The following is a 17296-nucleotide window of genomic DNA, read 5'->3' as shown; positions in this document are numbered from 1 at the left end:
GGGGAGCCCGATGGAGATGGACGCGACGGTCCTGGCGGACGCCCTCACCCGGCTCAAGCGGGCGCACGGCCAGCTCGGCGGCGTGATCGGCATGGTGGAGAACGGGGAGGACTGCGAGAAGGTCCTGATCCAGCTCGCCGCCGTGTCCAAGGCGCTCGACCGCGCCGGATTCAAGATCATCGCGACCGGCCTGGAGCAGTGCCAGGTCGCCCGCGAGCGCGGCGAGAAGCCGCCGATCACCCCGGAGCGGCTGGAGAAGCTCTTCCTGTCCCTGTCCTGACGAACAGCCCGCCCGTGCCCGGGCGGGCCCGTTACGGCGCGTACCTGAGGGTAGTGTCGTTCGCGTATACCCCCCGGGGTATCTGAAGGGAGCAACGATGATCCGCACCGAGGTGGTGGAGACCTCCTCCCTCGGCGACCGCAGCTACCTCGCCCACGACGGCCGGGTGGCCCTCGTCGTCGACCCGCAGCGCGACATCGACCGCGTCCTGGCGCTCGCCGGACGGCTCGGCGTCCGCATCACGCACGTCGCCGAGACCCACGTCCACAACGACTACGTCTCCGGCGGGCTCGCCCTCGCGAGGCTGACCGGCGCCGCCTACCTGGTCGCCGCCGCCGACGACGTCGCGTTCGACCGCACCCCGGTCGCCGACGGCGACGAGATCACCGTCTCCCCGGGCATGCGCGTCACCGCCGTCGCCACGCCCGGCCACACGTACCACCACCTGTCCTACGTGCTGTCCGGACCGGACGGCCCCGAAGGCGTGTTCACCGGCGGCTCCCTGCTGTTCGGCACCACCGGCCGCACCGACCTCCTCGGCGAGCGGCACGCGCACGACCTCGCGCACCGCCAGCACGCCTCCGCCCGCCGCCTCGCCGACCTCCTCCCGGACGGCGCGCACGTCTGGCCCACGCACGGCTTCGGCAGCTTCTGCTCCGCCGCCCAGTCGGACGCGCCCGCGTCCACCATCGGCCGGGAGCGGAGCACGAACCCGGCCCTGCGCCTCGAAGCGGACGACTTCGTCACCGAGACCCTCGCCGGGCTCGACGCGTACCCCGCCTACTACGCCCACATGGGCGCGCGGAACACCGCCGGCCCCGACCCGATCGACCTCACCCCCGCCGCGGCCGTCGACCCCGCCGAACTGCGCGCCCGCATCGACGCGGGCGAATGGGTGGTCGACCTCCGGTCTCGCCGCGCGTTCGCGCACCGGCACCTCGCCGGCACCCTCAGCTTCGGACTGGACGGCCCCATGGCGACCTGGCTCGGCTGGCTGCTCCCGTGGGGCGCGCCCGTCACCCTGCTCGGCGACGGTCCCGAGCAGATCGCCGAGGCCCAGCGGGAACTCGCGCGCATCGGCATCGACCGTCCGTCCGGCGCCGCCGCAGGCGACCCCCTGGACTGGGCGGGCGGCGACCCCGCCCGCACGACCGGCACCCCTGTCGCCACGTTCGCCGACCTCGCCGCGGCCCGCGCGGGCCGCACGCCCCGCGGCCTGCCCGCACCGGACGCCGTCCTGGACGTCCGGCTGACCGGCGAGTGGCGGGAGAGCCACATCGACGGCGCCGTGCACGTGCCGCTGCCCGAGCTGCCCGCGCGGCTGGCCGACGTCCCGCCCGGGACCGTCTGGGTGCACTGCGGCTCCGGCTACCGCGCCGCGGCCGCCGCCGCGCTCCTCGAACGCGCCGGCCGCACGGTCGTCCACATCGACGACGCCTACGCCCACGCCTCCGACCTCGCCGCCTGACGAATCCGCCCGAACGAGAGGGAACCCATGACCCGCGCCCTGGACGCCGCCGCGCTGCGGCACCTGCTCGACTCCCCGGACGCCCCGCGCGTCGTCGACGTCCGCACCCCGGCCGAGTTCGCGAGCCTGCGCCTGCCGGGCTCGCTGAACGTCCCGCTCGACGTGCTCCGCGCGCACGCCGCCGAGCTGCGCGAGCACCTCGACGGCCGGACCGTCCTCGTCTGCCGTTCCGGCCCCCGCGCCGAGCAGGCCGCCGCGGCCCTCGCCGTCGACGGCGTGCGCGTCCTTTCCGGTGGCCTCACCGCCTGGCAGGCGGACGGCGCCCCCGTCGAGGCCGGACGACCCCGCTGGGACCTCGAACGCCAGGTGCGCCTGGTCGCCGGCTCGATCGTCCTGACCTCGATCCTGGCCAGCACCGTCGCGCCCCGCGCCAAGTGGGTCGCCGGGGCCGTCGGGGGCGGCTTGACGTTCGCCGCGCTGTCCGGCACCTGCGCGATGGGGACGGCCCTGTCGAAGCTCCCCTGCAACCGCGGCCCCCGCACCGGCATCGAGGACGTCCGGGCCGCGCTGCGCCGATGACCGCCCTCGCGCTCGGCGCGGCCATCGGCGTCCTGCTGGGCCTGCTGGGCGGCGGCGGCTCGATCCTCGCGGTGCCCGCCCTGGTCTACGGCGCGGGCCTGTCCCTGTCCGCCGCGATCCCCGCGTCGCTGCTCGTCGTCGGGATCTCCTCCGCGACCGCCGCGCTCCCGCGCGTCCGCGCCGGCGACGTCCGCTGGCGCATCGCGGCGGGCGTCGGCGGCGCGGGCGCCGCGGCGGCCGTCGGCGGCGCCGCCCTCGGCCGCCTCCTGCCCGACCAGGCGATCATGCTCGGCTTCGCCGCGCTGATGGTCGCCGCGGGGGCGCGCATGCGCGCGGGCGACGTCCCGGCGGGCGGGGCCTGCGCCCTCCCCGGCGGCGGCGTCGACTGGCGGACGTGCCTGCCGAAGTCCCTCGCCGCCGGGACGGTCGTCGGCGTCCTCACCGGCCTGTTCGGGGTCGGCGGCGGCTTCGTCGTCGTCCCGGCCCTCGTCCTCGGCCTGGGCCTGCCGATGGCGGCGGCCGTCGGCACCTCCCTGGTGATCGTGGCGGTCAACGCCGCCGCCGGGTTCGCCGTCCACGCGGGCGACGCCGCCCTCGACGTCGGCGTCGTCGGCGGCTTCACCGCCGCCGCGGTCGCCGGCTCGCTGGCCGCCGCCCGCCTCGCCCGCCGCGTCGACGCCGCCCGGCTCCGCCGGTGGTTCGCGCTCTTCGTCTTCGCGGTGGCCGCCTTCGTGACCGTCCAGACGATCCTGTTCCCGGCCGCGCTCGCGTCCTGAATCGGGCGCGAGGGGCGGCGGGCGGCCGCGCCACGAGATCCTCGGGCGCGGCACGGTCGCGGCCGGGCACCGAGGTCGTCCTCCCGCCGGTGCGGCGCGACGGCGGGAGGACGACCTCCGGCTACACGCGCGAGGCCAGGAACAGGCGGGCGGCGGAGGTGCCGAGGCCGGACGGGCGCAGGTCGCGCGCGTGGACCTTGCGCTCGTCGTAGCGGTCGGTCTCGCGGTGCCACTTGAGGATGCCGGCCATCCAGTCGCGGATCTCCTCGACGTACGCGGCGAGGGCCGTGCGGGCGCGGTCGTCGAGGGCGAGGTCGTCGCACAGGGCGGGGAGGTCGTTCGCGGCGAGGTGCTCGAACTGGCGGCGGCGGGACGTGATGAGGTCGTTCACGATCGGGAGGGCGTCGTCGCGGCCGCAGTCGAAGAAGTGCTGGACGGCGAGGAGGCCGTTGTTCAGCTCGCCCTCGTACTCGATCTCCTTCTGGTACGAGAAGACGTCGTTCATGAGGCACGCGACGTCCATCGCGGAGACGTCGATCTCGCGGAGGGTGCGGGTGCGGAAGACCTCGGCGGGGATCTCGGCGGAGTGCTCGATGCGGGACAGGGCCATCGTCATCTCGGAGCCGAACGTGTGGCGGCGCATCTCGACGTAGTCGACGGGGTCGGGGACGCGGCCCTGCAGGTGGTTGTTCAGCTCCCAGACCCAGCTCTCCACCATGTGCTCGACGGCGGCGCGGAACTCGCGGCGGCCGCGGTCGTCCATGGGGGCGGCGGTGCGGCGCCACAGGTCGGCGAGGCCCTTCTCGAAGGCGTTCTCCGGGGGCGGCGTCTCGCCGAGGTCGAGGGGGAGGAAGGCGGGGACGCGCGCGTTGAACAGCTTCGCGCCCGCCAGGTCGCGGTCGCGGTTGTAGACGGCGGGGGAGTAGTCGTCGCCGTAGGTGCCGACGGCGAGCCACTGGACGGCGAGGTCGAGGGCCTCGGGGGTCGCGTCGGGGGCGAGGGACGCGCCGCAGATCTCGAGGGCGCAGCCCCGCAGCTTCTCGGGCGTCCAGACGGGGACGGGGAGGCGGGGGTGGGGCGAGAACATGCCCATCTCGGCCGCCCACGCGATGCAGTTGCGGCCCGCGCGTTCGCGGTGCGGGTTCACGCGGGCGGGGTAGGGGATGTCGAAGTCGGGCAGCGGCGTCGGGCCCACCTTCTGGTGCGGGACGTGCGGGACGCTGAGCCGCGCCGACTTGATGATCGCGGGCAGCCGGGCGGCCGACATGCCGATCGACCCCTTGGCGTTCATGTACCGGCTGGACGACATGTGCCAGTCGTGCCCGCCGGACTGCCAGTCCTGGAGGCCCTTGACGTACGCGGCGATCGCGGCGCGCTCGGACGGGTCGAGCGCGGCGTCCTCGAAGAGCTGCGGGAGTTCGGTGAGGGCGGTGTTCTCGAACTGGCGGAGCCGGGAGGTGAGCAGGTCGTTGACGGTGTCGGCGGCGGCCTGCGGGGAGACGCCCAGGAAGCGCTCCATCACCAGGACGCAGTTGTTGATCTCACCTTCGCGTTCGGTCTCGCGCTGGTAGGAGAAGATGTCGTTGCGCAGGTGGACGCCGTCGGAGAACGTGTCCTTCAGGACGCGCAGCGGCCGGGTGGCGACGACCCGTTCGGGGATCTCGACGCCGGCGGCGTGCTCGACGAGGTCCGCCGACCAGGGCGCCCCGCCGACCTTGCGGCGCATCTCGATGTACTCGACGGGGTTCGGGACGCGGCCGTCGCTGATGTTGCGCAGCTCCCACAGCGATTCGCGGAGCAGGTTGTCGGTGCTGACGGCGAACCGTTCGCGCCACGCGGCGGACTTGGACGGGACGGTCCGGGCCCACAGGTCGGCGAGGCCGCGTTCGACCGCGTTGGTCGCCTCCGGGGGGTCCAGGGACATGAACAAGGGGAGCCGGTCGAGGTACGCGCGCGCGCCCGTGTGGTCTTGCGGCTTCTTGAAGACTTCGAGGAAGTGGTCGTCGAAGTAGAACACCCAGACGTACCAGTCGGTGATGAGGTCGAGTTCGGGGCCGTCGCAGTCCGGGTGGGTGTAGGCGCACAGCAGCGGATAGTCGTGCGCGTCGAGCTCGGCCTCGTCCCAGATGTCGGGGGTGCCGGGGTCCCGGGTCTCGTCCAGCATCCCCATGTCGCGGGCCCAGATCCTGCTGTGCGCGCGTGTGCTCTCCAGGTGCGGGTTCAGGCGCGCCGGGTACGGGACGTAGAAGTCGGGCAGCTCGAACGGTTGCATCGACCGGCCTTTCCATCGGAGACGGTCCGCAACTTACAGCAGGCATGGGGTTACCCAGGGTGAGAATTTGCTTGCCGTGACTCGGCGGCGAATCCGGGTAGGGGGCGTCACATGGACAGTGAACCGGTGCACGCGGACGTCGCCCTGACCGTGAACGGGACCGAGCATCGGCTCCGGGTCGACACGCGGTCGTCGCTGCTGGACGTGCTGAGGGAGAGGCTGGGGCTCACGGGCTCCAAGAAGGGCTGCGACCACGGGCAGTGCGGGGCCTGCACGGTGCTGCTGGACGGGCGCCGCGCGAACGCGTGCCTCGCGCTGGCGGTCGCGCACGACGGCGCGGACATCGTCACCGTCGAGGGCCTCGCGGACGGCGGGCGGCTGAGCCCGCTGCAGGAGGCGTTCGTCGAGAACGACGCGTTCCAGTGCGGGTACTGCACGCCGGGGCAGCTGTGCTCGGCGACGGCGATGCTGGAGGAGGCGCGGCAGGGGTGGCCGAGCGCCGTCACGGCGGACGTCTCGCACGACCCGTTCCTGGACGACGAGGAGATCCGCGAGCGGATGAGCGGGAACCTGTGCCGGTGCGGCGCGTACGTCGGGATCGTCGCGGCGGTGCGCGACGTGGCGGGGGAGAGGAACCGGGCGGCGCGGGATCCGGGCGCGGTGGCGGAACGGATCGGGTCGGCACGGGCCGGGTCTGCACGGGCCGGGTCGGCACGGAGCGGGGAGGCGTCCAGGTCATGAGGCCGTTCGTGTACGAGCGCCCCGCGAGCGCGGCGGACGCCCTGGAGCTGCATCGGGACGGTGCCCTGTACCTGGGCGGCGGGACCAACCTCGTGGACCTGATGCGTCTCGGCGTGGAGGAACCGAGCCGCCTGGTGGACGTCTCGCGGCTGCCGCACGACCGGATCGAGGTGACGGCGGACGGAACGCTGATCATCGGCGCCGCGGTCGGCAACAGCGACCTCGCGGCGGACCGTACCGTCCGCGAGACCCACCCGATGCTGGCGCAGGCCGTCCTGGCGGGCGCGTCCGGTCAGATCCGCAACCGCGCCACGGTGGGCGGCAACCTGCTGCAGCGGACGCGCTGCTCGTACTTCCAGGACACGTCCAAGCCGTGCAACAAGCGCGACCCGGGTTCGGGGTGCCCGGCCAGGGACGGCGAGCACCACAACCTCGCGATCCTGGGGCACTCCCCGGCGTGCGTGGCGACGCACCCGTCCGACATGGCCGTGGCCCTGGCGGCGATGGACGCGTCCGTCCGCGTGCGGGGCCGTGACGGGGAGCGCACCGTCCCGTTCGGCGAGTTCCACCGGCTGCCCGGCAACGAGCCGCAGCGCGACACGAACCTGCGGGACGGCGACCTCGTCACGGCCGTCGAGGTCCCGCCGCTGCCGATGCCGTCGCGCTACCGGAAGGTGCGGGAGCGGGCCTCGTTCGCGTTCGCGCTGGTGTCGGTCGCCGCGGCGGTCCGCACGGTGGGCGAGACGGTCCCGGACGGCGCGGGCGGCGTGGTGCTCGACGTCCGGCTCGCGCTCGGCGGCGTCGCGCACAAGCCGTGGCGGTGCCGCCGCGCCGAGGACGTCCTGCGCGGCGCGCCCGCGACGGAGGAGACGTTCCTGCGGGCGGCGGAGGCCGAGCTGGAGGCGGCGGAGCCGCTGCGCGACAACGGCTACAAGGTGCCGCTGGCCCGCAACCTGATCGTCCGGACGCTGATCGACCTGCGGGAGGGCTCATGACCGGCCGGGTGGAGAGCCGGGAGAAGGTCACCGGCGCGGCGCGCTACGCGTACGAGTACCCGGTGGAGGGCGCCGTGTACGCGGCGGCCGTCCAGGCGGCGGTCGGCAAGGGCGAGATCCGCTGGGTGGACCACGAGAGCGCCCGCGCGATGCCGGGCGTCCTGGAGGTCCTGTCCTGCGAGAACGCGCCGCGGCTGGCGGACGCGTCCAACCGCGAGCTGGCGGTGTTCCAGTCCCGGACGGTCGCGTTCCGCGGGCAGTTCGTGGCCGCGGTCGTCGCCGAGACGCTGGAGACGGCGGTCGAGGCGGCGCGGCGCCTCCACGTCGAGTACGCCGAGGAGGAACCGGACGTCCGCCTCCGCGAGAACCATCCGGGCCTGTACCGGCCGGACGAGGCCAACGGGGGCTTCCCGTCCGACACCTCGCAGGGCGACCCGGACGGCGCGTTCTCCTCGTCCGTCGTGCGCATGGAGGCCACCTACTCGACTCCCGCCGAGCACAACAACGCGATGGAGCCGCACACGACGGTCGCCTACTGGGACAAGGACGGCAGTCTCGTCCTCTACGACTCGAACCAGGGCGCGTCCGCCGTGCAGTCGACGCTGGCGGGGCTCTTCGGGCTCGACCCCGAGCGGGTACGGGTCATCTCGCCGCACGTCGGCGGCGGGTTCGGGTCGAAGGGGACGCCGCGGCCGAACGCGGTCCTCGCCGCGATGGCCGCGCGGGCCGCCGGACGCCCGGTGAAGTTCGCCGTCCCGCGCCAGCAGATGTTCGCCACGACCGGCTACCGCACCCCGACCGTCCAGCGGGTCCGGCTGGGCGCCGACGCGGAGGGACGCCTCGACGCGATCGCGCACGAGGTGTTCGTGCAGACCTCGACGGTGCGGGAGTTCGTGGAGCAGGCCGCGACGCCGGCCCGCACGCTGTACCGCGCGGAGAACCTCCGCACGTCCCACCGGGTCGTCGCGCTGGACGTCCCGACGCCGTCGTGGATGCGGGCGCCCGGCGAGACGCCCGGCATGTACGCGCTGGAGTCGGCGATGGACGAGCTCGCCGTCGCGACCGGCGTCGACCCGATCGAGCTGCGGATCCGCAACGACACCGCCGTCGAGCCGGAGAGCGGCCTGCCGTTCAGCTCCCGGAACCTGGTCGCGTGCCTGCGGGAGGGCGCCGAGCGGTTCGGCTGGGACCGCCGCGACCCCGCGCCGGGCGTCCGCCGGGTGGGCCGCAAGCTGCTCGGCACCGGCGTCGCCGCCACCACCTACCCCGCCTACCAGAGCCCCGGGAAGGCGATCGCGCGCGCCGAGGCCGACGGGACGTTCACCGTGCGGATCGCCGCGGCCGACATCGGCACCGGCGCCCGCACCGCGCTCGGGATGATCGCCGCGGAGACGCTCAAGGCCGACCTCGACGCCGTCCGGGTCGAGATCGGCGACAGCGCGCACCCCGCCGCGTCCGTCGCGGGCGGCTCGTCCGGCACCGCGAGCTGGGGGACGGCCGTCGTGCTCGCCTGCGAGGCGCTGCGCGGGCGGCTGAACGGCGAGGTCCCGCCCGAGGGCGTCGAGGCGTCCGCCGACTCCCGGGACGCGCTGAAGGCCCGCGACGACTACGCCCGGCACGCGTTCGGCGCGCAGTTCGCGGAGGTGGAGGTGGACGTCGACACCGGCGAGGTCCGGGTGCCGCGCATGCTCGGCGTGTTCGCGGCCGGGCGGATCATCAACCCGACGACCGCGCGCTCCCAGTTCATCGGCGGGATGACGATGGGGATCGGCATGGCGCTGATGGAGGAGAGCGTCATGGACCAGGAGTTCGGCGACTACCTGAACCGCGACCTCGCGCAGTACCACGTGCCGTCCTGCGCGGACGTCCGCAACGTCGAAGCGGCGTGGATCGAGGAGATCGACCCGCACCTCAACCCGATGGGCTCCAAGGGCATCGGCGAGATCGGCATCGTGGGCGCCGCGGCGGCGATCGCGAACGCCGTCCATCACGCCACCGGCGTCCGTGTCCGGGACCTGCCGATCACTCCGGCGCGTCTGCTTCCGCAACTTTGATCACCCGACCGGCCGAACGTCCCATCTTTTCCGCTCAGGTGAAGGCGCGGAGCCGGGCGAGGTGAGAACCTGGGACGTGCGGGGCCGCTCCGGCGGCATCACCATGGTGCGGGCGCCCCGCCCGAAGGGCGAGGAGCAGATGACGGTCTGGCGGATCACCGGCGGGGAGTCCGAATCGGGTGTGCCGCGTCCGGAGCGGGGATCGCCCCGCTACGACCTCGTCGAGCTCGACTCGCCGCTGCTGCACATCGCGGGCGGCACCGGTTCCCCGTGGCTGCGGCTGACCGGCGAGATCGACGTGTCGAACGTCCCCGCCCTCACCCGGGCGCTGCACGGCGCGCAGGCCCGCGCGGGCGGCGACGTCCACGTGGACCTCGCGGGCGTCGGCTTCGTGGACGTCTCGGGCCTGCGCGCGTTCGCCCGCGCCGCCCGCGACCTGAACGGACTCGGCCACATGCTCGTCCTGCACTCGGTGTCCGCCCACATCGACCGCCTCGTCCGCCTCATCGGCTGGGACGCGGTCCCGGGCCTGCAGGTGCACTGCCGGCCCCGCGGCTGAGCCCGCGGCCCGCCCGTCCGCAGGAGGGGCCCGCCGCTACGCGGCGCGGGCCTCGGCCGGTGCGGTTCCGCGGCGCCGGAACCAGTGCCGGTGGGTGCGGACGAACGTGACCACGAAGAGGGTCTGGATGCCGCCCTCGATGAGGATCAGCAACGCCGAGTCCAGGGCCCGCAGCGCGGACCCGCCGGTGAGGCCGTCGGCGACGCCCTCGATCGCGCGGACGAGCGTGGTGACCACGATGGGGCCGCCGAACAGCGCGAACGCGGTGAGGGTGACGGCGGCGCCGGTCACCAGGAAGACCGAGTAGACGCGGGTCGCCAGGCGTTCGCGCGGCGGCAGCCCGGTCGTCGGGTCCGGGGCGCCGGCCGGGCGGCGGCGCACCGCGGCGGTGACCCTCCCGAACAGGTACTTGGCGTACGCCAGGCCGTCGTCGAAGAGGTTGCGGGTGCGCAGCAGCTCGCGCAGCACGAAGTAGAGGTCCGTGCGCATGTAGACCTGGAGCTGGAACGGGATCGTCATCAGCACGGTGACGATCAGCGCCTGCAGGACGGCCCGTGCCGTCCCCGGCAGCCCGGCGTGGGCGACCAGCAGGATCAGCGTCGCCATGAGGAACACGTCCCAGGCGAGCCCGGCGAGGTAGACGCGGTACCGCGACCGGCGCGGCACCCCCCACACCCCGGTGACGTCGGTCTGCACGACCAGGTTGTGCAGGCGGGTGCCGAAGCCGATGCGTCCCGGCGCGCCCAGCGAGCGCGCCGCCATCAGGTGCATCAGCTCGTGCACGCTGATCGACATCGACATCATCACCGTGTTGACCAGGACGGTGAGACCGACGTAGTCGCCCCAGAAGAAGTCGGAGTAGCCGGGCAGCAGGGCGGGCCGCAGGGCGAGGGTGACCAGCGCCGCGGCGACCGCGGTCAGCCAGAGGAGCTTCGCCGGGAGGCCGAACAGCCACGCCACGTTCCGCTCGGTGAGCCGGGCGAAGTGGCTGCGCGGGGCCTTCTCGGCCGGGTCCGGGACCGCCTCCCCGTCGACGGACCGCACGAACCCCAGGTCGGTGAGGGCGTCCACGAGTTCGGCCACGTCGACCTCGGCGCCGTGCTCGGCGGCGATGCGTTCCTCGGCCGCGGCGACCGTCAGGCCGCCGCGCAGCAGCGCGATCGCCTCCCCGTACACGGCGGGGAGCTCCACGAACTCCCCGATCCGCAGCCGCCCGACGACGACCGTGTCCGGGTCGTCGTCGTCCGGGCGGACGATCAGCCGATGGAACTCGACGGTGGTCCCGGCGGCGGTCACGGCGTCCCGCAGGCGGGGCAGTCGTCGTCGTGCGGGATGTCGATGAAGTACGAGTGGTCCCACATCGCGTAGTTCCAGTGGAAGACGCGCCCGCGCGCCTGGGCGGGCAGGCCCGCGAGGTGGTACAGCACCTCCAGCGCGCACAGGTGCCCGCTGACGTTGGCGCTGGCCGCGATCACCGCGTTCGGGCGTTCCTCGGTGAGGGACCGGCCGTGCGCCTTGAACTCGCGCTGGTCCTCCTTGCGGCGCAGGCAGGCCCAGCAGCCCGTCTCGCCCGGCACCAGCCCGCCCACCACGGCCATCGGCCCCGTGTAGAAGCTGACGAACCAGGGGGTGCGGGTCCGCAGCGCCGCGTCGTTCGTCCAGAACATGATGTCGGGGTGCGGCTCGTCGGCGCACAGGACGAACAGGTCGCAGTCCTCCATCATCGCGGCGATCCCGTCGGGCCCGTCCGCCTTGACGGTCTCGCCGGTCACCTTCACCAGGCCGTTCATCGCGCGGAGCCGGTCCACCGCGCGGTCGACCTTGGGCAGGCCGATGTCGTCCTCGGTGTAGAGAAGCTGCCGGGTGAGGTTGGACTCGTCCACCACGTCGAAGTCGGCGACGTGCAGCGCCCCGATGCCCCCGGCCACCAGCCCGGCCGCCACCGCCGAACCGGTGCCGCCGAGGCCGAGCAGGCCGACCCGCGCGTCCTTGATCTTCGACTGGATCTCGTACGGCGAACTGCGCGGCGCGGTGTCGATCCACGCGAAGAAGTTGCGGGCGGGCTCGTACCTGGCCGCCTCGCGTTCGTCCAGGTTGCCGGGCAGGGGAGCACCGGCGTCCTCGACGAAGCCGCCCGCGATCAGGTCGTCGATCACCGCGCGGGCGCTTTCCCCGTCGACGTCCGGGTGCGTCTCGGCGAATGCCGCGCACACCTGGTCGACGGTGCGGGTGCCGTCCATGAGGGTGATGAGGCGGGCGATCCCGCCGTCCTCGCCGTCCTGGATCTCGGCCGCGACGCCCTGCTGCATCAGGCCGATCAGGATGCGGTCGCCGGGCAGGGCCAGGGGCTGGTGGACGCGCTTGACGCGAGGGAGCCGCATACGAGCCTTCCGATCGTCGGCAGGGAGCGGCCGGCCAGGTCGGGACCTGGCCGGCCGGTCGTTCGGGGAGGATCAGCCGCCTTCGCGGAGACCGGTCGTCTCGACCTTCTCCAGCCGCTTGATCTCCAGCTTGATCTTCTTGGGCTGCTGGGCCTGCTTGGCCTGCGGCGCCTGTCTCGCCTGCTGCACCTGCTGCATGGGGCCTCCCGGCGGATCGCGGTACAACGCGCCCGGTCGCGCGCTGTTGCTTGATCGTAAGTTCATGATCAATCCATGGGAATGACAGTTTCTGCCAATGCGGTGTTGATCATCTCGTCGGTTTCGGCGTCTTGCCCCCGGGCGTTCAGGTCCGGACATAAACGAGGTCGAAGTCCTTCCGCCAGGTCGTTCCCTCGTCCTCGGACGCCTCCCAGCGGCCGGTGATCCGGTCCTTCTCGACGTCGGCGATCCACCGCTGGTGGAAGTCCGGGTCCTCGCGGAGCATCGTCCACCGCCCGCCCTCGTAGGTCGAACTCTGTTGCCGTCGTGCCCCGGCGGTCCGGTAACTTGACCGGCATGTACGCCGCCATGGCGATGACGAGGCTGCGCCGCGCCTAGCGGCGGACTCCTCGCATCCCCGGATCGCTCCGCCGCTCCAGCGTGTCCCCGCCGGGCGGCCTCCTCGCGCTGCCCGGCTTCCCCTGAGCCGCGGAGATCCCTTGCGCACGCAGCGTCCCGGCCGGCACGAGCTCGGCCAGAACTTCCTCACCGACCCGAAGGTCGTCGCCGCCTTCGTGGACCTGGTGGCCGCCACGGACGGCCCCGTCATCGAGATCGGCGCCGGCGACGGCGCCCTCACCCTGCCGCTGCAACGGCTGGGCAGGCCCATCACCGCCATCGAGATCGACCATCGCCGCGCCGCCCGGCTGGCCCGCCGCGCGGGCCCGTCGACCGAGGTCGTCCGCGCGGACTTCCTGCGGTTCCGGGCGCCGGCCGCGCCGCACGTCCTCGCCGGGAACCTGCCGTTCCACCTGACCACGGCGATGCTCCGCCGCATCCTGCGCGCGCCCGGCTGGACCGACGCCGTCCTGCTCGTCCAGTGGGAGGTGGCCCGCCGCCGCGCCGGGGTGGGCGGCGCGACGATGATGACCGCGCAGTGGTGGCCGTGGTACGAGTTCGGGCTCGCCGAACGCGTGCCCGCCGCGGCGTTCCGGCCGCGTCCCGGAGTCGACGGCGGCCTGCTGACGATCGCGCGCCGCGCGCGTCCCCTCGTGGACGCCGCCGACCGGGCCCGCTACCAGCGGCTCGTCGAGCGGGTCTTCACCGGCCGGGGCCGCGGCCTCGCCGAGATCCTCCCGAACGCCGTGCCGGACGTCCCCCGCCGCCGCGTCCGGGGATGGCTGCGGCACCACGGCGTCGCCCCCACGGCCCTGCCGAAGGCCTTGACCGCAGAGCAGTGGGCCGACCTGCACCGCCTCCGGGACGGCGCCGGAACGGGCTAGGGGACGCCCACGGTGAAGGACCCGCGCCGGACTCATCGCTCCCGCGAGCGGAACCTTCCACGGGTCAAAGGGCGCGGGTCAAAGGGCGCGGGTCAAAGGGCGCGGGTCAAAGGACGAACGTGGCGCCGGGCGCCGCGTGCTCGACGGGGCCGTCGAACCGGCCGGCCGCGCGGGCGACCGCGTCGTCCGGGGCGAGGAACGGCCCGACGTGCGTGACGATCAGCCGCCCGGCCCCGGCGGCGCTCTCCGCGGCCTGTTCGGGGGTGTGGTGCGCCGGGCTCGGGTCGGGCCCGTCGGCCTCGCACAGCAGCGCGTCCGCGCCCGGGACCAGGGCGGCCAGCCCGTCGCAGGGCGCGCAGTCGCCCGAGTAGACCAGGGACCGGCCGCCCGCCTCGATCCGCACGGCGAAGGCGGGCATGCCGTGCTCGACCGCCCGCGACGTCAGCTCCAGGCCGCCCACCGCCGCCCGGTGCCCGTCGTGGAGCTCGTGGACGGCGAACGCCGACTCGACCGGGCTGCGCCGCGACGTGTTCGTCAGGAAGTGCGCCAGCCGGTCGGCGATCCCCGGCGGCCCGAACAGCGGGATCGGCGCGTCCAGCTCGATGTCGGCGTAGAGCAGGCCGTAGTAGGCGGTCAGCAGGTCGGCGGCGTGGTCGGCGTGCAGGTGCGAGATCCAGATGCCGTCGAGTTCGTCCAGCCGCACGTGCCGCTGGAGCTCCCCGAGCGTGCCGCTGCCCGCGTCCGTCCACAGGCGGGTTCCTCCGGCCGACACCAGGTATCCCGAACACGGATCGCCCGGCCGCGGGTGGGGGGTGGCCGAACCGAGCACGGTCAGGCGGAGATCGACGCTCATCCGGAGAGCCTGCCACGCCGCCCCCGGCCGATGACACGCCGCCCCGGCGGTGGCGAGCCGGGCCCGCCGCCGCCGCCCCTACCGCGCCTCCTCGGCCGGGAACGTGACGGGCAGTTCGACGAGCGCGCGGTGGATCGGGCCGGGACGCCACCGCAGCTCGTCCGCCGGGACGGCCAGTTCGAGGTCGGGCAGCCGGTCGAGGAGCCGCTCGATCGCGAGGGACGCGATCAGCCGCGCCTGGCCCTTCGCGGGGCAGCCGTGCGGGCCCGCCGCGAACGCGAGGTGGGCGCGGTTCCCGGCCTGCCGCGCGGACGCCCGGGACGGGTCGGTGGTCGCGGCCGCGTAACTGATCACGACCGGCAGGTGCGCGGGCAGCCAGTGGCCGCGGAAGTTCAGGTCCCGGCGCGGGTAGGTCGCGCCGAAGTTCGCCATCGGCGGGTCCGTCCAGAGGACCTCGTCGAGGGCGTCCTCGACGGGGAGGCTCCCGCCCGCGAGGTCGCCGCCGAACCGGTCGTCCGACAGCAGCAGCCGCAGCCCGTTCGCGACGAGGTTCTGCTCCGGCTCGGTCCCGGCGCCGAGCAGCAGCGTGAGCTGCTCGGCCATCTCGTCGTCGTCGAGTCCCGCCGGGTGGCTCATCATCCACGACGCGACGTCCGCGCCCGGCCGCTCCCGCTTGAGCGCCACCAGGTCGCGGGCCGCCTTCCCCAGCAGGACGTTCGCCTCCTCGGCGGTCAGGCCGCCGTAGGCGCCGTCGAAGATGCCGCTGATGCCGAGCAGCAGCCGCTCGCCGATGTCGGCGGGGCAGCCGAACAGCTCGTTGAACACCAGCAGCGGCAGCGTCCGGGCGTAGTCGGCGACGAGATCGGCCTCGCCCTTCCCGGCGAACGCGTCGATGAGCCGGTCCGCGCTCGTCTCGACGTAGCCGCGCAGCGCGAACGTGTCGACCCGGGCGAGGCTGTCGGTGATGACCGTGCGGAGCCGGGCGTGCACCGGCCCGTTCGCCGACAGGGTGTTCGGACGGTCGAGGAAGATCGGCAGCACCGGGCAGTCCGGCGGCAGGCTCGACTGCCACTCCAGGCCGCCGCGCGGGAACGTTCCCGGGTCGCGCATGACCTCCAGCGCCGCGTCGTACCCGATGACGAGCGTGGCCTCCGCGCCCGGCGCCAGCTCCACCGGCGCCAGCTCGCCGTGCTCGCGCCGCAGCCGGTCGTAGACCGCGCCGGGGTCGCGGGCGAACTCCGGGCCGTACAGCTTCGTCCGCTCCGGCGCCGCGCTCATGAGGTCTCCCGGTCCAGGAAGAGGAGGTGGTCGACGAGCGAGATCAGGGCCTTGGTGGACGACGCGCGGTCGCGGGCGTCGCACGTCACCAGCGGCGTCTCGGGCGCCAGGTCGAGCGCCTCGCGCACCTCCTCCTCCGGGAAGGACGGCGCGCCCTCGAACTGGTTGACGGCGACGGCGTACGGCAGGCCCTGCCGCTCCACGATGTCCATGACGGCGAACGACTGGTCGAGCCGCGCGGTGTCGACGAGGATCAGCGCGCCGAGCGCCCCGCGCGCCAGGTCGTTCCACAGCCGGGTGAAGCGCTGCTGGCCGGGCGCCCCGAACAGGTAGAGGACCAGGTCGTCGCTCAGCGTCAGCCGCCCGAAGTCCATCGCGACGGTCGTGGTCGTCTTGCCGCGGATGTCGGCGAGGTCGTCGACGGTCGCCCCGGCCTGCGTCATCCGCTCCTCGGTGCGCAGCGGCCGGATCTCCGACAGCGTCCCGACGTAGGTGGTCTTGCCGACGGCGAAGTGCCCCACGATGAGGACCTTGACGGCCGTCCGGACGGTGTCGCGCACGTACCGTCCGCCCGTGTACCCGCCGGCGTCGCCCCGCCCGGCGGGCGGGTCAGAGCGTGGCGCGGAGTCCATCGAGCACCTCCTGCAGGAGCCGGGCCTGGGTCCGCGCCGCGGGCGCGGGCGCCCGGGTGGTGAGCTGGCCGTCGTCCACCAGATCCGACAGCAGCACCTTGGTGACGGCGACGGGCAGCTCCAGATGCCCGGCGATCTCCACGACCGACAGCGCGCCGCCGCGGCACAGCTCCACGATCCGCAGCTTCTCCGGGCTGAGCCCGGTGAGCGGCCGGTCGGTGTTCGCGGTGACGAGCGTGACCAGGTCGAACACGTTGCGGGTGGGGTGCGCCCGGCCGCCGGTGACGACGTGCGGGCGCACCAGCGCGCGGTCGTTGCGGCGGCGCGTCATGCGGTGCCGCCTCGGACGCCGCCCGGGCCGCCGCCCGCGTCCGGGCGGGGCGGGCTCGTGAGCTCCTTGCCGAGCCGCTGCACGAGTTCCTGCAGCCGGAACGACACGGTCTCCATGTCGACGTCCAGCGCCGCCGACACCGCCAGGTAGGCGCCGGGGCCCGCCGCGACGAGGAACACGTACCCGTCGTCGAACTCGCTGATCGTCTGCCGCCAGGTGGTGCCGGCGTCGCCGCAGAACTCGGCGGTGCTGCGGGCGAGCGACTGCAGCCCGGCCATCCCCGCCGCCTGCCGTTCGGCGTCGTCGCGGCCGATGCGCTCCGAGTGCGCCATCAGCAGCCCGTCGGCCGACAGCAGGATCGCGTACCGCGTCCCGGGCATCCGCAGGGCGTCGTCCAGCATCCACCCGAGCCGGTTCACACCGTCGTCCATCGAGCCGTTCCACCCCTCGTTCATGGCCGCGCTCCCCCTCCCGGCCCGGCGTCCCCGGGCGGCGCGCCGGCGCGGCCGGAGCGCGTCCCCCGCTGCCAGGCGCCGAGGCCCGCGGCGATCTCTCGTGCCGGCCGGGCCGGCGGTTCCTCGCCGGCACCGGCGGCCGGCGCCGGCGCGTCGGCGCC

At 74.2% G+C, this 17296-nt stretch carries 18 protein-coding genes and 1 pseudogene; 9 read left to right on the top strand and 10 right to left on the bottom strand.

The window, feature by feature from the left end; translation table 11 throughout:
* The first annotated feature begins 10 nt into the window (after positions 1–10).
* The 4 genes from ACFQ11_RS13280 (at position 11) to ACFQ11_RS13265 (ending at position 3103) form a co-directional block, all read left to right on the top strand.
* A complete protein-coding gene (locus ACFQ11_RS13280) occupies positions 11–280 on the top strand; it encodes a metal-sensitive transcriptional regulator (protein WP_378298587.1) in 270 nt (89 codons plus the stop codon).
* A gap of 97 nt (positions 281–377) precedes the next feature.
* Positions 378–1748 (top strand): MBL fold metallo-hydrolase, encoded by a 1371-nt coding sequence (locus ACFQ11_RS13275; protein ID WP_378298586.1) that lies wholly within the window; start codon positions 378–380, stop codon positions 1746–1748.
* Positions 1749–1775: 27 nt separating this feature from the next.
* Complete coding sequence (locus ACFQ11_RS13270) at positions 1776–2327, top strand: rhodanese-like domain-containing protein (protein ID WP_378298585.1); 552 nt, start codon at positions 1776–1778, stop codon at positions 2325–2327.
* Positions 2324–3103 (top strand): sulfite exporter TauE/SafE family protein, encoded by a 780-nt coding sequence (locus tag ACFQ11_RS13265; RefSeq protein WP_378298584.1) that lies wholly within the window; start codon positions 2324–2326, stop codon positions 3101–3103. Before ACFQ11_RS13270 ends, ACFQ11_RS13265 begins: the two co-directional genes overlap by 4 nt.
* A 121-nt stretch (positions 3104–3224) precedes the next feature.
* On the opposite strand, the gene ACFQ11_RS13260 is transcribed toward ACFQ11_RS13265, so the two are convergent.
* Complete coding sequence (locus tag ACFQ11_RS13260; RefSeq protein WP_378298583.1) at positions 3225–5375, bottom strand: terpene synthase family protein; 2151 nt, start codon at positions 5373–5375, stop codon at positions 3225–3227.
* A 111-nt stretch (positions 5376–5486) separates the two neighbouring features.
* Here ACFQ11_RS13260 and ACFQ11_RS13255 point away from each other — a divergent pair.
* From ACFQ11_RS13255 to ACFQ11_RS13240, 4 genes and pseudogenes are all read left to right on the top strand, one after another.
* Positions 5487–5999: pseudogene (locus ACFQ11_RS13255) on the top strand (2Fe-2S iron-sulfur cluster-binding protein); the annotation flags it as partial.
* Between the two features lie 113 nt (positions 6000–6112).
* A complete protein-coding gene (locus ACFQ11_RS13250) occupies positions 6113–7111 on the top strand; it encodes an FAD binding domain-containing protein (RefSeq protein WP_378298582.1) in 999 nt (332 codons plus the stop codon).
* Positions 7108–9165, top strand: coding sequence for a xanthine dehydrogenase family protein molybdopterin-binding subunit (locus tag ACFQ11_RS13245; protein WP_378298581.1), 2058 nt, complete (start codon positions 7108–7110; stop codon positions 9163–9165). The genes ACFQ11_RS13250 and ACFQ11_RS13245 overlap by 4 nt, the downstream gene beginning before the upstream one ends.
* A gap of 61 nt (positions 9166–9226) precedes the next feature.
* Positions 9227–9724, top strand: coding sequence for an STAS domain-containing protein (locus ACFQ11_RS13240; RefSeq protein WP_378298580.1), 498 nt, complete (start codon positions 9227–9229; stop codon positions 9722–9724).
* A gap of 36 nt (positions 9725–9760) precedes the next feature.
* Here ACFQ11_RS13240 and ACFQ11_RS13235 read toward each other — a convergent pair whose 3' ends face one another.
* The 4 genes from ACFQ11_RS13235 to ACFQ11_RS13220 form a co-directional block, all read right to left on the bottom strand.
* On the bottom strand, positions 9761–11020 hold the full coding sequence (locus ACFQ11_RS13235) for a hypothetical protein (RefSeq protein ID WP_378298579.1): 1260 nt from the start codon (positions 11018–11020) through the stop codon (positions 9761–9763).
* The gene (locus tag ACFQ11_RS13230) at positions 11017–12105 is read right to left on the bottom strand and encodes a HesA/MoeB/ThiF family protein (RefSeq protein ID WP_378298578.1); all 1089 of its coding nucleotides are present in this window, start codon (positions 12103–12105) and stop codon (positions 11017–11019) included. Before ACFQ11_RS13230 ends, ACFQ11_RS13235 begins: the two co-directional genes overlap by 4 nt.
* 72 nt (positions 12106–12177) lie before the next feature.
* Positions 12178–12303 (bottom strand): hypothetical protein, encoded by a 126-nt coding sequence (locus ACFQ11_RS13225; protein ID WP_378298577.1) that lies wholly within the window; start codon positions 12301–12303, stop codon positions 12178–12180.
* 145 nt (positions 12304–12448) lie between these two features.
* Positions 12449–12589 (bottom strand): hypothetical protein, encoded by a 141-nt coding sequence (locus ACFQ11_RS13220; RefSeq protein ID WP_378298576.1) that lies wholly within the window; start codon positions 12587–12589, stop codon positions 12449–12451.
* A gap of 214 nt (positions 12590–12803) precedes the next feature.
* Between ACFQ11_RS13220 and erm the strand changes: the two genes are divergently transcribed.
* Entirely contained in the window at positions 12804–13586 is a 783-nt protein-coding gene (erm, locus tag ACFQ11_RS13215; RefSeq protein WP_378298575.1) for a 23S ribosomal RNA methyltransferase Erm, read from the top strand.
* 106 nt (positions 13587–13692) lie between these two features.
* On the opposite strand, the gene ACFQ11_RS13210 is transcribed toward erm, so the two are convergent.
* The 5 genes from ACFQ11_RS13210 to ACFQ11_RS13190 all read right to left on the bottom strand — a co-directional run bounded on the left by ACFQ11_RS13210 (position 13693) and on the right by ACFQ11_RS13190 (position 17135).
* Positions 13693–14439: an MBL fold metallo-hydrolase gene (locus ACFQ11_RS13210; protein ID WP_378298574.1), complete on the bottom strand. Its 747-nt coding sequence runs from the start codon at positions 14437–14439 to the stop codon at positions 13693–13695.
* A 78-nt stretch (positions 14440–14517) separates the two neighbouring features.
* Complete coding sequence (locus tag ACFQ11_RS13205) at positions 14518–15717, bottom strand: cytochrome P450 (protein ID WP_378298573.1); 1200 nt, start codon at positions 15715–15717, stop codon at positions 14518–14520.
* Complete coding sequence (locus ACFQ11_RS13200; protein ID WP_378298572.1) at positions 15714–16349, bottom strand: GTP-binding protein; 636 nt, start codon at positions 16347–16349, stop codon at positions 15714–15716. Before ACFQ11_RS13200 ends, ACFQ11_RS13205 begins: the two co-directional genes overlap by 4 nt.
* Positions 16327–16680, bottom strand: a complete 354-nt coding sequence (locus ACFQ11_RS13195; protein WP_378298571.1) for a DUF742 domain-containing protein — start codon at positions 16678–16680, stop codon at positions 16327–16329. Before ACFQ11_RS13195 ends, ACFQ11_RS13200 begins: the two co-directional genes overlap by 23 nt.
* A complete protein-coding gene (locus ACFQ11_RS13190) occupies positions 16677–17135 on the bottom strand; it encodes a roadblock/LC7 domain-containing protein (protein WP_378298570.1) in 459 nt (152 codons plus the stop codon). Before ACFQ11_RS13190 ends, ACFQ11_RS13195 begins: the two co-directional genes overlap by 4 nt.
* Positions 17136–17296 lie beyond the last annotated feature (161 nt).

Source organism: Actinomadura sediminis (assembly GCF_042675525.1).
Lineage (GTDB): Bacteria > Actinomycetota > Actinomycetes > Streptosporangiales > Streptosporangiaceae > Spirillospora > Spirillospora sediminis.
The sequence above is the reverse complement of the archived record's forward strand: the minus strand, read 5'-3'. Positions and strand labels throughout refer to the sequence as shown.